Below are 15,792 nucleotides of genomic sequence, written 5' to 3' on the forward strand. Positions count from 1 at the left end.
GGAATGAAACTTTAGTTAATGTGAAGAGGGTATTCATTAAGGCGTAAACCAAAGCGAGTACCCGTCGATTGTATGGTGATAAGACGCCCACCGCGTGAGGTTCTCAGAAATATCCTGTTAACGATGGAGGAACAGTGTGCGAGCCCGCTAGGATGCTTTTACTGTTTAACGGCTCAACAACGAAGCCGTCCCTGCACCACCAAACAACCCGGCACTGATGCGATTGAACCAGCTCTGGCCCTTGCCCGTTCGCAAGTACCTCGCCGCACCGTGGGCGCCGAGGCCGTAGGCCAGCTTGCAGAGCAGGTCCAGGAGGGTCCAGGTGACGATCATCACCAGCAGTTGCGGCAGGAACGGTTGTTCGGCGCTGAGGAATTGTGGCAGGAATGCGGCGAAGAACAGGATGTCCTTGGGGTTGCTGGCGCCCAGTACGAACGCTCGGCCGAACAGCGCGCGGAAACGCGGAACGGCAGCAGCCTGGGGAACCTCGGCCCCTTGGGAAGGCTGGCGCGATTGCTGCCAGCTCTGCCAGGCCAGGTAGAACAGGTACAGTGCGCCGACGATTTTCAAGGCACTGAACAGTTGTTCCGAAGCCAGCAACAACGCACCGAGTCCCAGCGCCGATGCGCTCAACAGACAGATAGAGGCACTCACCCCGCCCAGGAAGGCGGGGTACGAGCGACGCAGGCCATAGTTCAGGCTGTTGCCGATCATCAACAGCGACAGCGGGCCCGGAATGAGGATCACCACCAGGGCGGCACCGCTGAACAACAGCCAGGTTTCCAGATTCATTGCTTTGCTCCTGATATACAAAAGCCCCACCCGAAGGGGTGAGGCGGGTGGATCGATGTATCGCCTACAGGAAAATGAACTTGGCGATGAAAATCGCGCAGAGCGCCCACAGGCTGACTGAAATGTCCTTGTGTTTACCGGTGCAGGCCTTGAGCACCACATAGGTGATGAAACCCAACGCGATGCCGTCGGCGACCGAAAAGGTCAGGGGCATCATGATGGCGGTCACGATGGCCGGGATGCTGTCGGTCGGTTCGTCCCATTCGATATGGGCCATACCGCCCATCATCAGCATGGCGACATAGATCAACGCTCCGGCGGTGGCGTAGGCAGGAATCATCCCGGCCAGCGGCGCGAAGAACATCGCGGCAATAAATAGCACGCCGACGGTCACCGCGGTAAGCCCCGTCCGGCCACCGGCCGCCACGCCGGCGGCGCTTTCCACGTAGCTGGTCACCGGCGGCACGCCGACCATGGCGCCAAATACACTGGAAGCGCTATCGGCCTTCAGGGCGCGGGACAGGTTCTCGATCCGGCCATCGGCCTTCACCAGGCCGGCGCGTTGGGCGACGCCCATCAAGGTGCCGGCAGTGTCGAACATGTGCACAAACAGGAAGGCCAGCACCACGCTGATCATACTGACGTTGAACACGCCGGCCACGTCCATTGCCATCCAGGTCGGCGCCAGGCTCGGCGGTGTCGACATGACCCCGTTGTACTGCACCAGCCCCAGGCCCCAGCCGGCCAGGGTCACGGCGATGATGCTGATCAGGATCGCGCCGAACACGCGGTGGTAGCTGAGCACGGCGATCATCAGGAAGCACACCGCGGCCAACAACGGACCGGGTTCACGCAACGAGCCGAGCTTGATCAGGGTGGCGGGGCTGTCCACCACGATCCCGGCGGTCTTCAGGCCGATCAGTCCCAGGAACAACCCCACCCCCGCACCCATGGCGAACCGCAGGCTCACTGGAATGCTGTTGAGCAGCCATTCCCGGATGCGTGACAACGTCAGCACCATGAACAGCACACCGGAAATGAACACCGCGCCCAAGGCGGTTTCCCAGTTGTAGCCCATGGTGCCGACCACGGTGTAGGTGAAGAACGCGTTCAAGCCCATGCCCGGGGCCAGGCCCACCGGCCAGTTGGCGTAGAGGCCCATCAGCAGGCATCCCAGGGCGGCGGCGATGCAGGTGGCGACGAAGGCCGCGCCATGGTCGATCCCGGCATCGGCCATGATGTTGGGATTGACGAAGATGATATAGGCCATGGTGATGAAGGTGGTCAGGCCGGCAATCAACTCGGTCTTGACCGTGGTGCCATGCAAGCTGAGTTTGAAGAGGCGATCCAGCCAGCCACTGCGTAGGGGCGGCGAAAGGTCTAGCGTCCGGGCGTCGGGTTTGCGGCTTTCCACAGCGAGTACTCCTCAAGAGTTTTATTTTTATTTCCAGCTCCGCAGGCCCTGGGGGGTGGTTGCGCAGCGTTGAGGCAGGTAAGGCTGGCGACGTTTGTTGACCTGTTGGTCAGGAACTCGCACGAGGCGAATTATGCTTTTGTATACAAATAAAGCAAATAATGTTTTCTATGTTGTCGACGAAAAATCGGACGATAGGGATATATCGCTGAAAAAACAGCAAGCCCGCCCCGCAACGAGAGATGGATATGACGAGAGGCTTGCATGCGCCGCCAAGCCTCTTGGTAGCGGTCTTCGTGCGAAGGCATTGACGCAGGCGATGGGAATTTGCCTCAGTCGCCAGACTTGCCCAACGCCATATTCACCGCCAACCACCCGTCCACCGCCGCCTCCCCAGCCTCGGCAAACACCCGCTCCAGCAGTTTCACCTGTTCACGCCGCAACGCCTGTTCGAACCGCTCACCTTCGGCGGTCAGCTCCAGCAGCCGCTTACGCTTGTCGGTCTGCGAGGCGACGCTGTTCACCAGGTGCATCTCCATCAACTGCCGCAATGGCATGTTCAGGGCCTGTTTGCTCACCCCAAGCAATCCCAGCAGTTCTTTCACGCTCAGTGTCGGGTAGCGGGCGATGAAAAAGACGATCCGCTGATGCACCCGGCTCAAGCCACGTCGTTCGAGCATCTCGTCAGCCTTGGCGGTGAACGCCTGGTAGCCGAAGAAGAACGCTTCCATGGCCATTTGCTGGGAAGTCGGGTTTTTAAGGTCAAGCATATTGACGTATCCAGAAAGGTCGGGGTAATTTCGGTCAAGCAGTTTGACTTATTTCCCTAACACCTCGCTACAGGGTGATCCCATGGCTTTTTCCGAACGTGTCTCGCGCCTCAAAAGTTCGTTGATCCGAGAAATCCTCGCCGCGGCCCAGCGCCCTGAAGTGATGTCGTTCGCCGGTGGCCTGCCGGCCGAAGCCATGTTGCCGAAGGTGGAGTGGGAGGCCATGCCGTCGGCCATGGGTCAATATGGCATGAGCGAAGGGGAGCCGGCCCTGCGTGAGGCCCTGGCGGCCCAGGCGCGGTCGTTGGGCCTGGCCTGTGAAGCGAGCCAGGTGCTGGTGGTCAGCGGTTCCCAGCAGACCCTCGACCTGGCGGCGAAACTGCACATCGATGTCGGTACCGAAGTCATGCTGGAGGCGCCGACCTACCTGGCGGCGTTGCAGATCTTCCAGTTGTTCGGCGCCGATTGCATCACCGTACCGTTGCAGGCCGATGGTCCGGACCTGCAGCAGTTGCGGGCACGGCTGGAGCGGCATCGACCGGCATTCATCTACCTGATTCCCACTTTCCAGAATCCTTCGGCGGTGCGCTACAGCGAGGCCAAGCGCGATGCGGTGGCGGCGCTCCTGGATGAATTCGGCGTGACCTTGATCGAAGACGAACCCTACCGCGAACTGACGTTCGACGGTGCTAGCGCCACGCCGATTGTCAGTCGCCTGAAAAAGGCCAGCTGGATCTACACCGGCACGGTGTCGAAGACCCTGCTTCCCGGGCTGCGGGTGGGCTACCTGATCGCCAGCCCGGACCTGTTCCCGCATCTGCTGCGGCTCAAGCAGTCGGCGGACCTGCACACCAATCGCATCGGACAATGGCAGGCCTTGCAGTGGATCGGCAGCGAGAAGTACCAGCGGCATCTTGGCGTGTTGAGGGATTTCTACCGGGATCGTCGCGACCGTTTCGAAGCGGGCCTGCAAAAACACTTTAGCGACATCGCGGATTGGAACGTGCCCCAGGGCGGGCTGTTTTTCTGGCTGACCCTGAGGCATCCCCTCGACACCCGCACCTTGCTCGCCGCCGCGCTGGCGGCCGACGTCGCGTTCATGCCGGGGGAGCCGTTCTTTCCCGAGCCGGACAAGCACCCGGGACACTTGCGCTTGAACTTCAGCCACATCGACCCGACCCGCCTGGATGAAGGGCTCAAGCGGCTGGCGGGGGTGGTGCGGCAGGCTCTGGCGGCAAAGGCGGCCTGAGGTGGGAGCATTTGCGCTGATCTTGCTGGCCACTTCGCAGGCAAACCCCACATAGGTGCATGGGACTCTGTGGGAGCGGGTTGCCCGCCCCCAGGCTAGCGAAAACTCAGACCACCGAGAAGCGCTTGTCCAGGTAATCGATGATCACCTTGGACTCATACATCCAGGTGGTCTCGCCATTTTCTTCAATGCGCAGGCACGGCACCTTGATCCTGCCGCCTTGCTCCAGCAGCGTCTGGCGATCCTGGGCGTTGTTCTTCGCATCGCGCAGGGCCACCGGTACGTTGAGGCGGTGCAGGGTACGGCGGGTCTTCACGCAGAACGGGCAAGCATGGAACTGGTACAGCGTCAGGCTGCGTGCCGCCTGGTCCACTTGCGCCTGGGCCTCGGCCGAACGCCGCTTCTTGGCGGGACGGGTGATGAAATCGATGAAGATGATGAGCTGGCCCAGGCCAACCCGAAGCGCTTTGACGATCACGTGACAAGCCTCACGGCAGGGAAGAAGAGGGGGCGCAGCTTACCTGATTTTTCGCGGACGAAAAAAAACCGGCGATCACTGCCGGTTTTTTTCGTGAGACGGATTACTTGATGAGGCTGAGGAATTCGCTGCGGGTCGCGGCGTTTTCCCGGAACTCGCCCAGCATCACTGAGGTGATCATGGAAGAATTCTGCTTTTCCACACCACGCATCATCATGCACATGTGCTTGGCCTCGATCACCACGGCCACGCCCAGGGCACCGGTCACCTGCTGGACCGCGTCGGCGATCTGGCGGCTGAGGTTTTCCTGGATCTGCAGGCGACGCGCATACATGTCGACGATGCGCGCCACCTTCGACAGCCCCAGCACCTTGCCGCTGGGGATGTAGGCGACGTGGGCCTTGCCGATGAATGGCAGCAAGTGATGCTCGCACAGCGAGTACAGCTCGATGTCCTTGACCAGCACCATTTCGCTGTTGTCGGAGCTGAACAAGGCTCCATTGGTGACCTCTTCGAGGGTCTGTCCATAACCGCGGCAGAGGTACTGCATGGCCTTGGCAGCGCGCTTGGGCGTGTCGAGCAGGCCCTCGCGGGAGACGTCCTCGCCCAGTTGGCCGAGAATCGCGGTGTAATTCTGTTCCAGAGACATGAAACTACCTGTGGGATTTTACGCAAAGGGCAAGGGTACGGTGGCGGACACGGCGCTGCAAGCTCGGCAATCGAGGGCTACTCGTCGCGGCCTTCCATCATGGTGCGCTTGAGCATCACGTACACCGCCCCGGCGCCGCCGTGTTTCGCCTGGCAGGACGTGAAGCCCAGTACTTGCGGGTGCTGGCGCAGCCAGGTGTTGACGTGGCTCTTGATCATTGGCCGCTTGCCGTCCAGGCGCACGGCCTTGCCGTGGGTGACGCGTACGCAGCGGATTTCGAACCGGGTGGCCTCGGCCAGGAAGGCCCAGAGGGTTTCCCGAGCTTTTTCGACGCTCATGCCGTGCAGGTCGAGGCTGCCTTCGAAGGGGATCTGGCCGGCCTTCAGCTTGCGCATCTGGCTCTCCTGGACGCCATCGCGGGCCCACATCAATTCGTCTTCCGGCCCGACGTCGATCACGAACTGATCGGACAAACCGTCCACGGTGGTGGCGTCGGCGCGTACGGTGGCGGCCTGGCGCAGCTTGGCGATCTGGGCGCGATCGGTCTTGGGTTTGCCGGTTTCGGCGCGATCGTGCTTGATCGGTTTTACGCCCTGGATCGCACTCTTGAACAGGGAAAAGTCGTCGTCTTGCATGTCAGCCTCCGCGAAGGCCGGCCAGTTTACCCAAGTCCGGCGGGATCGGGCGCGAGAAAAACGTCGGGCGGTGGTTCAGTCGTGTTTTTTCATCAGGTGGGGAGCCATGGCCAGCTCCAGGGATTGGCGGGCGCGACGGCGGCAGCGGCGCCAGAGCCAGATGCCCAGCAGCAGCACCAGCAGGCCGACCGCCAGGATGATCGCCGAGCCCAGGGGGGTGGCGTTCAGCTCGCCCAGTGCGGGCGGGCGTCCCAGCAGGCTGGCGGCACCGGCCATGGCCAGCAGCACACCGAGTGTTGCCAGCAGCGCAGCGATCGCCGCGCCGAAACGAAATCGCCAGTTGCTCGGGCCCTTGGGCCGCAGGCGACGTGCGTCAAAACCATCGGATAACTTCATTCCGACCTTCCTCAATGGGTATCGGCCCTTCGACCGGAAGATGTTCGGGTTGTTCCTGAGGCCTGGCGAGTGAGTGGCTTTTGCGGATGAGCGGCGGAACAGGGCCGCTCATCGAGGCAGGGTCAGATAAGGTCCTGGGTCAGGGCCAGGGTGGCGAAGTTGTCCGCCATGATCGCCATTTCGGTCTGGTGCACGTGTTCGGCGCTGAGGACGGTGCCCTTGTGCGGCAGGTCGCGGGTGGCGCAGGCGTCTTCCACCAGCGTGCAGCGAAAGCCCAGGTTCTTGGCGGCGCGTACCGTGGTGCTGACGCTGGAGTGGCTCATGAATCCGCAGACGATCAGGTCGAGGGGGCCAAGCTCTTCCAGGCGTTTCTTCAGGTCCGTGCCGTGGAATGCGCTGGGCAGCAGCTTGCCGATGACGATCTCGTCACCCTCAGGTTCCAGGCCCGGAATGAACTCGCCGCGTTCGCCCTGGGGGTCGAACAGCCCGCCGTGGGTGCCCAGGTGGCGCACATGCACGATCGGTCGACCGGCGGCACGGGCCGCACCGAGCAATTGCTTGATGTTCGCGACCGCTGCATCCATGCCGCTCAGGGCCAGGGGGCCGGCGAGGTATTCCTTCTGGGCATCGATGATGATCAGGGTCGCTTGACTCAGGTTGGCCGCCGCGTAACCACGGCCACTGAGTTGAAACATCGTTTTTGGAACGGACATTCTGGGGCTCCTTCGAGTGGGGCTTTTGCGACATTCTCCTCTGGCTGAGCGGTTCTGTGAATCGCTTCCATCGCAAGGGCCGCCGTTGCTGGCCTACAGCCTTGTCAAGATGCCTGTATTGTTCAATGGGGGCAGTCGAAAAACGGAAGGATCCTACAATCTCTTCGGGAATTTCTGTGGTCCCCGAGGCGGGTTTGGGCTGGGACGTGTTTGGCTGTTAGACTCGCCCGTCGTTTTTTCTGGAGTTTGCCGCCGTGATCACTTCCCGCCTTCGTACCCTGCGCGACCATATCCGTTGGGCCGTCAGCCGTTTCCACGGGGAGGATCTGTTTTTCGGCCATGGCACTGACAACGCCTGGGACGAAGCCCGGCAACTGGTGTTGGGGGCATTGCATCTGCCTTGGGAAATCTCCGACAGCTACCTGGACTGCCGCCTCGAAGACGAAGAGCTGGTCCATGTACAACGCCTGCTGCATCGGCGTATCGCCGAGCGCATCCCGGCGGCCTACCTGCTGGGCGAAGCCTGGTTCTGCGGGATGTCTTTCATTGTCGACGAGCGCGTGCTCATTCCGCGCTCCCCCATCGGCGAGCTGATTGAAAAACGCTTCGAGCCCTGGCTGGGCCAGGAACCGACACGGATTCTCGACCTTTGCACCGGTTCCGGCTGCATCGGCATCGCCTGTGCCCAGGAATTTCCCGAGGCCGAAGTGGTGCTGGCCGACCTGTCGTTCGAGGCGTTGGAAGTGGCCAACCAGAACATCGAGCGCCATGTCGTCGACGAGCGGGTCTTCACGGTCCAGGGCGATGGTTTCGATGGCCTGCCGGGGCAGCGCTTCGACCTGATCGTGTCGAACCCGCCCTATGTCGATGCGCAAGACTTCGCCGACATGCCCCAGGAATACCAGCATGAGCCGGAGCTGGGCCTGGCCTGCGGCGATGATGGCCTGAACCTGGTCCGCCGGATGCTGGCCGAGGCGGCCGATCATCTGACCGAAAAAGGGCTGTTGATCGTCGAGGTGGGCAACAGCCAGGTGCACGTCGAGGCACTCTACCCGGAAGTGGATTTCGCCTGGCTGGAGTTCGAGCGGGGCGGCCATGGCGTGTTCATGCTCAGCGCCGAACAGTGCCGCCAGCATCAGGCGTTGTTTGCTTCGCGGGTTTGACCCGAGTGAGCTGACGGAACTGTCCTTGTGGTGAGGGGATAAATCCCCTCGCCACGGGGTTATGTTTCAAGCGGCCCTCTATCAGTGCCGCGTCGCAATCCAGATCAGCAACCCCGCCTGGAACATGGCGAAAGCCACCAGGCAGGTGATGGTGAAGCGCAGGCCGGTGTCTTCGCGCTTGAACTTGCTGACCCTCTCTTCCTGCTGCTTGATCTTGACTTCCTGTTCCGCCAGGTTCTGCTCGGCTTGCTGCAGCATCTGCGCGGCTTCCAGGATGGTCACGAACTGCAGCTTCTCGGTGTTCCAGTCTCCCACCAGGTCGCCGACCTGGACGGCCTTGACGCTGCCCTTGAGGTGCTGGGCGTCGGCGTAGACCACCTCGAAACCCTGGGCCTTGAGGAAGTGATCGCGGCGCAGGCGGGTGTCTTCGTTCAGCGCGTCCTTGTTGTTCAGGTCGGTGCCTTCCACCCGATAGCTCGACCAGCGCTTCTTGGCCCAGGCAATACCCTGGGCCGCGAGGAAGCGGCCAATGCCACGATTCATCGGCTCGACCTGCAGGCTCTCCGGGGAAAAATGCAGGCGTTTTTCCACGTGGTCGGCCCAGACGTCCAGGTGGTTCTGTTCCTTGCGCACCCGCTGGCCCGGCAACTGGATGCTTATGCGCAGCAGGCTGCGCTCCTTGCTGTGCCGCTCGGCATAGCTGAATTCGACGAACCGCAATGGCCGCGCACCCGTGGCGCGATCGGTCTTGAGCGGTGCCAGCCGGAGCATCTTGTGGTGTTCGGCCTGCACGTCCGCCCAGGGCAGCTCCGCGCTTGGCGGGGCAGCGGTCTCGGCGGTGGTGTCGGGTGAAGTTTCAGTTTCAGTCATAGCGGCAAAATCCTGTCCAGGCCGGCTCCTCGGCAGCCAATGCGCTGTCCGACACCGGTTTATCGGCCGTTTTTGCCAGGACTGGAGCGTTAATCGCTTAACGGGAAGTGATCGAGTCGATAAAACCCACGATCCGGATGCCCAGTTCCGCTGCCAGGGGCAGGTTGGGGTCCTTGTAGGATTGCAGTTGGCGTCTCTCATCGTTGGGCACGATGCGCAGCACATGATTCATGCCATTGACCAGCGCCAGCTCGGCGTCGGGCTTGGCGGCCTTCAACTGCCTGGCGTCATCGACACCGACCTGAATGTCGTGAGTGCCCTGGACGATCAGCGCCGGCATCTTCAGTGCGGCGAAAGCCTGGGCCGGATCCTGGCGGAACAGCGAGATCAGGTACGGCTGGACGCTGGGGCGGAAGATGAACTGCAGTTGTGGCGGCACATTCAGGTCGACTCGACCGCCCTTGAGGCTGTCGAGCAGCTCGTTGCTGCGTAGCATCAGGGGAGGCGGCAGGCGGCTGCCCAGTTGTTGGCGAAGCACCTGGTCGATCGGCCGGGCACTGCCGCCCACTGAAACCACCGCCACCGCGCTGGCCTGGGGAGCGGCGAGACTGGCGATCAAGGCACCCTCGCTGTGCCCAAGCAGGACCAGCGGCCCCAAGCGCGGATCGGCGGCGAGCTTGCGACTCCAGGCCACGGCATCGGCCACGTAGGCTTCGACGCTCAGGTTGCGTTCATCCGCAGTGGCGGCCAGGCTGGCGGCCACCCCGCGCTTGTCGTAGCGCACACTGGCGATATTGTGCCTGGCCAGCACCCAGGCCAGGCGCTTGAGGCTGTCGTTGCGCCCGCCTTCGGGGTTGTTGCCGTCGCGATCCGTGGGGCCGGAGCCGGAGATGATCAGGACAACCGGCACGGGCGTATCGGCCTTGGGCAACAACAAGGTGCCGAACAGCTCACCGTTGCCCGTGTCGAGGCTGATGGGGCGTTGCAGGACCGTGGCCTGGGCCAGGCCGGAAAACAGGCAAGTGAACAAGGTGAGGCTCAGGGCAAGCAGGTTTAACATCATCACGCCATTAGTTGCGAAGGTGCCGGTTGGACTGACGGGCCTCGATAAGGTTCGAGGATGAACTACGCAGGGAGCCTGCGTATACTGGCGTCCATCACGAATCCAAGGTTGAGTCTCTCAGCGATTTCACGGAGCACCCTGCATGTCCGGCAATACCTACGGCAAGCTGTTCACTGTCACCACCGCGGGCGAAAGCCATGGCCCGGCGTTGGTCGCCATTGTCGACGGCTGCCCGCCGGGCCTGGAGATTTCACTGGAAGACCTGCAGCGTGACCTGGACCGCCGCAAGCCGGGCACCAGTCGCCATACGACCCAACGCCAGGAAGCCGATGAAGTCGAAATCCTCTCCGGGGTGTTCGAAGGTCGCACCACCGGCTGCGCCATCGGCCTGCTGATCCGCAACACCGACCAGAAATCCAAGGATTACTCGGCCATCAAGGACCTGTTCCGGCCGGCCCACGCCGACTACACCTACCACCACAAGTACGGTGAGCGCGACTACCGTGGCGGCGGTCGCAGTTCGGCCCGGGAAACCGCCATGCGCGTGGCGGCAGGGGCGATTGCCAAGAAATACCTGGCCAGCCAGGGCATCGTGATCCGCGGCTACATGAGCCAGCTGGGGCCCATCGAGATTCCGTTCAAGACCTGGGACTCGGTGGAGCAGAACGCCTTCTTCAGCCCTGACCCGGACAAGGTGCCGGAGCTCGAGGCCTACATGGACCAGCTGCGTCGGGACCAGGACTCGGTCGGTGCGAAGATCACCGTGGTGGCCGAAGGCGTGATGCCCGGCCTCGGCGAGCCGATCTTCGACCGTCTCGACGCGGAACTGGCCCATGCGTTGATGAGCATCAACGCGGTGAAAGGGGTGGAGATCGGCGCCGGTTTCGCCTGCATCGCCCAACGTGGCACCGAGCACCGTGACGAGCTGACGCCGCAGGGTTTCCTGAGCAACAATGCGGGTGGCATCCTCGGCGGCATTTCCTCGGGCCAGCCGATCGTGGCGCACCTGGCGCTGAAGCCCACGTCCAGTATCACCACCCCGGGGCGCTCCATCGACATCCACGGCAATCCGGTGGACGTGATCACCAAGGGCCGTCACGACCCCTGTGTCGGCATTCGGGCTACGCCAATCGCCGAGGCGATGATGGCGATCGTGCTGATGGACCACCTGCTGCGTCATCGCGGCCAGAACGCCGGCGTGCGGGTCGCCACGCCGGCGCTGGGTCAGCTTTGATGGCTGGCCTGCCGACCGCAGTGGCCTGACGACCGTGGCGGCACTGCCGTACTGGCGGCTCTCCAGTTTCTATCTGTTCTATTTCGCGCTGCTCGGTTCGACGGCGCCGTTCCTGGCGCTGTATTTCGATCATCTGGGTTTCAATGCGGCGCGCATCGGCGAGCTGGTGGCGATTCCCATGCTGATGCGCTGCGTGGCGCCGAATATCTGGGGCTGGCTGGGGGACTACACCGGCCAGCGCCTGGCAATCGTGCGTTTCGGCGCGATCTGCACGTTGCTGACCTTTTCCCTGATCTTCATCGACAAGAGCTATGCCTGGCTGGCGATGGTGATGGCGCTGCATGCCTTCTTCTGGCATGCGGTGTTGCCCCAGTTCGAGGTCATTACCCTGGCTCATCTGGGGGGCCAGGCCTCGCGCTACAGCCAGGTTCGCCTGTGGGGCTCCATCGGCTTCATCATCGCGGTGGTGGCCCTGGGGCGGCTGCTCGAATGGCTGAGCCTGGACATCTATCCGGTGGCGCTGGTGCTGATCATGGGCGGCATCGTGTTCGCCAGTTTCTGGGTGCCCAACGCCCAGCCGGTGCAGGGGCCCCGGGTGGCGGGGGATGGTTTCCTGCGCCAACTGCGCAACCCGGGCGTCCTGGCGTTCTATGCCTGCGTCGGCCTGATGCAGGTGAGCCATGGGCCGTATTACACCTTCCTGACCCTGCACCTGGAACACCTGGGCTACAGTCGCGGCCTGATCGGCGTGCTCTGGGCCGTGGGCGTGGTAGCCGAAGTCTTGATGTTCCTGTTGATGAGCCGGATCCTCGCGCGCTTTTCCGTGCGTCGTGTGCTGCTGGCGAGTTTCCTGTTGGCGGCATTGCGCTGGGTGCTGCTGGGATCGCTGGCCGAGTTCCTCTGGGTGCTGCTGTTTGCCCAGGTGCTGCATGCCGCCACCTTTGGCAGCTTCCATGCCGCCGCCATCCATTTCGTGCAACGTAGCTTCGGCCCACGCCAGCAAGGCCAGGGTCAGGCGCTGTACGCAGCGCTGGCTGGCACGGGTGGGGCGCTGGGTGCGTTGTATTCCGGCTACAGCTGGAATGCCCTGGGCGCCAGTTGGACATTCAATATCGCCAGCCTCGCGGCCTTTGCGGCAGCAGTCCTCATTGCCATTCGCATGAAAGAGGACAGGCCATGAGCCTTCGAACCGTTAATTTGCTGGAGCCACAGTCATGAGCAGCCTGTCCGTTTATCACCTCTCAAGCCCCGACATCCCGAACAAGGTGCTGACCCACTTCGAAGATATCGCCGCGACCCTGGCCGAAAAGGGCGTTCGCTTCGAGCGTTGGCAAGCCGCCACGAAGATCCAGCCTGACGCGACCCACGACGAGATCATCGCGGCCTACCGGCCCCGGATCGAGCAGTGGATGGGTGAGGAGGGATTGTGTGAGGTCGAGGTCATCAGCTTGGATAACGACCATCCGCAAAAAGACGAAGTCCGCGCCCGGCTCCTCGAAGAGCACCACTACGAACAGGACGAAGTCCGTTTTTTCTTGGCCGGTCGTGGCCTGTTCAGCCTGCACATGGACGATTACATCTACGCCGTGCTGTGTGAAAAGAACGACCTGATCTCGGTGCCCGCCGGCACGTCTCACTGGTTCGACATGGGGGAGCAACCGTATTACGTGACTCTTCGCCTGTTCAAAGATCAGGAAAAGCGCGCCGCCCGGTTCACCGGCAATGACATTGCCAGCCGTTTCCCACGGCTCGAGGACTGACGCGGCGCCTTGAGCGTGCCAGGAAAAACGAAGCGGGCTTGTTGGCAAAAGCGCGGTGTCGGCCAGTATTCAACTGACTGGCACCGCGCTTTTGTCAGCAAGCCCGCTTTTTTTCGACAGGCTCAGGCGCTGTGATAGGTCGGCAGCGCGAAGCGATGTTGGCTCTGCAGCAGGGTAATCTGCGGCAATTCGCTGGCCTGCTCAGCCAGGTCACGACGGATGGCGCTGATGGCCCAGGACAGTTGATCCCCGGCGTGCAACTGGGCGTAGGAAATCGTGCGTTTGAACAGTTTGCCTTCGCTGTTGCGCAAGGTCAGCAGGATGCCGCCGTCCGGGCGTGCCTGAGTGGTGACTTCATAGTTGGAAAACAGGGATGCAAACTTTTCTTGAATCATGTTCATGTGACTGCTCCATGGTGAGGCAAACCGTGGAGGAGCTGTTGCAGTGTCTGTGCCAGCCTTTGAAGTTAAATAAATGCCTTTAAAAACAATAGGTTAAATTTTCATTGGGTTTTTGCGGTCGTGCATCTTGCATGAATGGCCATCGTGCATCCTGCATTTTGCGTGGTGGGTCGATGTTTTACGGAACCAAATCGCTTCGCGATGCTCCCGTTTCGCTCCCAGGGTGGTGGGATACAAAACATTGCAAAAACCGCATGTACAGCCCCGCGATCCCTGGCGTACTTTCGAGCCCATACCACCTTCCGCCCGATAACAAGACACTCGAAGGTCGAACGGGAAATCCATGAGTCCAACACCCAGCGATGCCATTACCTGGGGCATGATGCTGCGCAAGCTGCCCACCCTGGCCAGGGCCGTTCCCCGGATCGTCAAAGGCCTCAAGCTGGCCAACGTCCAGGACCCGACCCAGCCCTGCGGCCTGGGCTGGTGTTTCGAACAGGCCGTCCAGCGCAACCCCCAGGGGCCGGCGCTGCTGTGCGGCGACCTCTGCTTGAGTTATGCACAGGTCAACGAGCAAGCCAACCGCATCGCCCACTACCTTTTGGCGCAAGGGATCGGCAAGGGTGACTGCATCGCCATCTTCCTGGAGAACCGCCCGCAGCTGCTGGTCACGGTATTGGCCGTGGCGAAGGTCGGCGCGGTCAGCGCCATGGTCAACACCTCGCAGACGGGGGATGCACTTGTCCACAGCCTGGCGTTGGTCGCGCCGGTGGCCGTGGTGGTGGGCGACGAGCGGGTCCCGGCGTTCAATGAAGTACGCGGCCGAACCGGATTATCGGACACCCGCACCTGGTGGGTCGCGGATGAACAGAGCGCCGCCATGCCCGAGGGGTTCGTCGACCTGATGGGCAGTACCGCAGACTACCCGCACGATAACCCGGCCAGCAGCCGGCAGGTCTTTTCCAACGACCCCTGCTTTTACCTCTACACCTCGGGCACCACCGGGCTGCCCAAGGCCGGCGTGTTCCGCCATGGCCGCTGGATGCGCACTTCCACCAGCTTCGGGCTGATCGCCCTGGACATGAAGCCCGATGACATTCTCTATTGTACCTTGCCGCTGTACCACGCCACGGGCCTGTGCGTCTGCTGGGGCGCGGCAATCTGCGGAGCCTCGGGATTCGCGATCCGGCGCAAGTTCAGCGCCAGCCATTTCTGGAGCGATGTGCGTCGCTATAGGGCCACTACCCTGGGGTATGTCGGTGAGTTGTGCCGATACCTGATCGACCAGCCAGCCAGTACCGAAGACCGCCGGCACCGGGTGCGCAAGATGATCGGCAACGGCCTGCGACCGGGGGCCTGGTCGGCTTTCAAGACGCGCTTTGGCGTGGAACATATCTGCGAGCTGTACGCCGCCAGCGACGGCAACATCGGCTTTACCAACGTGTTGAATTTCGACAATACCGTCGGTTTCTCCCTGATGGGCTGGGAGCTGGTGCGCTACGACCATGACAGCGGGGCACCGCTGCGCAACCTGCAGGGGCGCATGCAGAAGGTTCCCAAGGGCCAGCCGGGCCTGCTGTTGGCGCGCATTGACGACAAAGCCCCACTGGACGGCTACACCGATCCGGCCAAGACCGAAAAGACCATCTACCGGGACGTCTTCGTGCCGGGCGACCGCTACTTCAACACCGGCGATCTGCTGCGCAACATCGGCTTCGGTCATGGGCAATTCGTCGATCGCCTGGGTGACACCTATCGTTGGAAAGGTGAAAACGTCTCCACCACCGAGGTCGAGAATGTGTTGTTGCAGCATCCGCAAGTGGCCGAGGCGGTGGCTTACGGTGTGGAGATCAATGGCACCAACGGCCGGGCAGGCATGGCGGCGATCACCCCGTCCGAGTCCCTGGCGACCCTGGATTTCAGCGAGTTGCTCCTGTTCCTCCAGGGCAAGTTGCCGAGCTATGCGGTGCCGTTGTTCTTGCGCATCAAGGTGAAAATGGACACCACCGGCACCTTCAAGTACCAGAAGAACCGCCTCAGGGCCGAGGCCTTCGATCCCTGTGTCACCGGCGACGAACCGGTCTTTGCCTGGCTGCCCGGCACCGAAACCTATGTGCGCATCGACCGGCCATTGGCCGCACGGATTCAGGGCGGGCAATACCGTTATTGACTACGGCTATGGCCGGTACAGAAAAAAAGCGAGTG

17 protein-coding genes are annotated in these 15,792 nt (G+C 62.1%); 6 read left to right on the forward strand and 11 right to left on the reverse strand.

Translation table 11 applies throughout. The features are described from left to right. Positions 1-165: 165 nt before the first annotated feature. From BT179_RS14005 to BT179_RS14015, 3 genes are all read right to left on the reverse strand, one after another. Complete coding sequence (locus tag BT179_RS14005) at positions 166-792, reverse strand: LysE family translocator (RefSeq protein WP_072393850.1); 627 nt, start codon at positions 790-792, stop codon at positions 166-168. 64 nt (positions 793-856) lie between these two features. After that, a complete protein-coding gene (locus BT179_RS14010) occupies positions 857-2,206 on the reverse strand; it encodes an NCS2 family permease (protein WP_072393848.1) in 1,350 nt (449 codons plus the stop codon). Between the two features lie 332 nt (positions 2,207-2,538). Continuing rightward, positions 2,539-2,976 carry a MarR family winged helix-turn-helix transcriptional regulator gene (locus BT179_RS14015; RefSeq protein WP_072393846.1) on the reverse strand — a complete coding sequence of 146 codons (438 nt, stop codon included), beginning with the start codon at positions 2,974-2,976 and terminating at the stop codon, positions 2,539-2,541. An 82-nt stretch (positions 2,977-3,058) separates the two neighbouring features. On the opposite strand from BT179_RS14015, the gene BT179_RS14020 reads away from it, so the two are divergent. Next, positions 3,059-4,225 (forward strand): aminotransferase-like domain-containing protein, encoded by a 1,167-nt coding sequence (locus BT179_RS14020; protein ID WP_072431608.1) that lies wholly within the window; start codon positions 3,059-3,061, stop codon positions 4,223-4,225. A gap of 106 nt (positions 4,226-4,331) precedes the next feature. Here the strand turns inward: BT179_RS14020 and BT179_RS14025 are convergent, their stop codons facing one another. The 5 genes from BT179_RS14025 to BT179_RS14045 form a co-directional block, all read right to left on the reverse strand. Beyond that, the gene (locus BT179_RS14025; RefSeq protein ID WP_072393841.1) at positions 4,332-4,703 is read right to left on the reverse strand and encodes a glutathione S-transferase N-terminal domain-containing protein; all 372 of its coding nucleotides are present in this window, start codon (positions 4,701-4,703) and stop codon (positions 4,332-4,334) included. A gap of 103 nt (positions 4,704-4,806) precedes the next feature. Further along, positions 4,807-5,352, reverse strand: coding sequence for a GTP cyclohydrolase I FolE (folE, locus tag BT179_RS14030; protein ID WP_072431607.1), 546 nt, complete (start codon positions 5,350-5,352; stop codon positions 4,807-4,809). A gap of 77 nt (positions 5,353-5,429) precedes the next feature. Continuing rightward, positions 5,430-5,987 carry a Smr/MutS family protein gene (locus BT179_RS14035; RefSeq protein WP_072393683.1) on the reverse strand — a complete coding sequence of 186 codons (558 nt, stop codon included), beginning with the start codon at positions 5,985-5,987 and terminating at the stop codon, positions 5,430-5,432. Positions 5,988-6,062: 75 nt separating this feature from the next. After that, a complete protein-coding gene (locus BT179_RS14040; protein WP_072393681.1) occupies positions 6,063-6,383 on the reverse strand; it encodes a hypothetical protein in 321 nt (106 codons plus the stop codon). Between the two features lie 122 nt (positions 6,384-6,505). Then, a complete protein-coding gene (locus tag BT179_RS14045; RefSeq protein ID WP_072393679.1) occupies positions 6,506-7,096 on the reverse strand; it encodes a cysteine hydrolase family protein in 591 nt (196 codons plus the stop codon). Between the two features lie 254 nt (positions 7,097-7,350). Between BT179_RS14045 and prmB the strand changes: the two genes are divergently transcribed. Beyond that, entirely contained in the window at positions 7,351-8,259 is a 909-nt protein-coding gene (prmB, locus tag BT179_RS14050) for a 50S ribosomal protein L3 N(5)-glutamine methyltransferase (protein WP_072393677.1), read from the forward strand. 81 nt (positions 8,260-8,340) lie between these two features. Here prmB and BT179_RS14055 read toward each other — a convergent pair whose 3' ends face one another. Continuing rightward, positions 8,341-9,129, reverse strand: coding sequence for a hypothetical protein (locus BT179_RS14055; protein ID WP_072431606.1), 789 nt, complete (start codon positions 9,127-9,129; stop codon positions 8,341-8,343). Positions 9,130-9,226: 97 nt separating this feature from the next. Then, on the reverse strand, positions 9,227-10,192 hold the full coding sequence (locus BT179_RS14060) for an alpha/beta hydrolase (RefSeq protein ID WP_072431605.1): 966 nt from the start codon (positions 10,190-10,192) through the stop codon (positions 9,227-9,229). Between the two features lie 142 nt (positions 10,193-10,334). On the opposite strand from BT179_RS14060, the gene aroC reads away from it, so the two are divergent. The 3 genes from aroC to BT179_RS14075 are packed head-to-tail and all read left to right on the forward strand — an operon-like array spanning position 10,335 to position 13,186. Further along, positions 10,335-11,426, forward strand: a complete 1,092-nt coding sequence (aroC, locus tag BT179_RS14065) for a chorismate synthase (protein ID WP_072431604.1) — start codon at positions 10,335-10,337, stop codon at positions 11,424-11,426. A 34-nt stretch (positions 11,427-11,460) separates the two neighbouring features. After that, on the forward strand, positions 11,461-12,606 hold the full coding sequence (locus BT179_RS14070) for an MFS transporter (RefSeq protein ID WP_072431603.1): 1,146 nt from the start codon (positions 11,461-11,463) through the stop codon (positions 12,604-12,606). Positions 12,607-12,640: 34 nt separating this feature from the next. Beyond that, positions 12,641-13,186: a 1,2-dihydroxy-3-keto-5-methylthiopentene dioxygenase gene (locus BT179_RS14075; protein WP_072431602.1), complete on the forward strand. Its 546-nt coding sequence runs from the start codon at positions 12,641-12,643 to the stop codon at positions 13,184-13,186. A gap of 122 nt (positions 13,187-13,308) precedes the next feature. Here BT179_RS14075 and BT179_RS14080 read toward each other — a convergent pair whose 3' ends face one another. Beyond that, complete coding sequence (locus tag BT179_RS14080) at positions 13,309-13,587, reverse strand: DUF3509 domain-containing protein (RefSeq protein WP_053149889.1); 279 nt, start codon at positions 13,585-13,587, stop codon at positions 13,309-13,311. 343 nt (positions 13,588-13,930) lie between these two features. On the opposite strand from BT179_RS14080, the gene BT179_RS14085 reads away from it, so the two are divergent. Beyond that, the gene (locus BT179_RS14085) at positions 13,931-15,757 is read left to right on the forward strand and encodes a long-chain-acyl-CoA synthetase (RefSeq protein ID WP_072431601.1); all 1,827 of its coding nucleotides are present in this window, start codon (positions 13,931-13,933) and stop codon (positions 15,755-15,757) included. The last annotated feature ends 35 nt before the right edge of the window (positions 15,758-15,792 follow it).

It is taken from the genome of Pseudomonas sp. NFACC43 (assembly GCF_900119645.1).
Taxonomy (GTDB): domain Bacteria; phylum Pseudomonadota; class Gammaproteobacteria; order Pseudomonadales; family Pseudomonadaceae; genus Aquipseudomonas.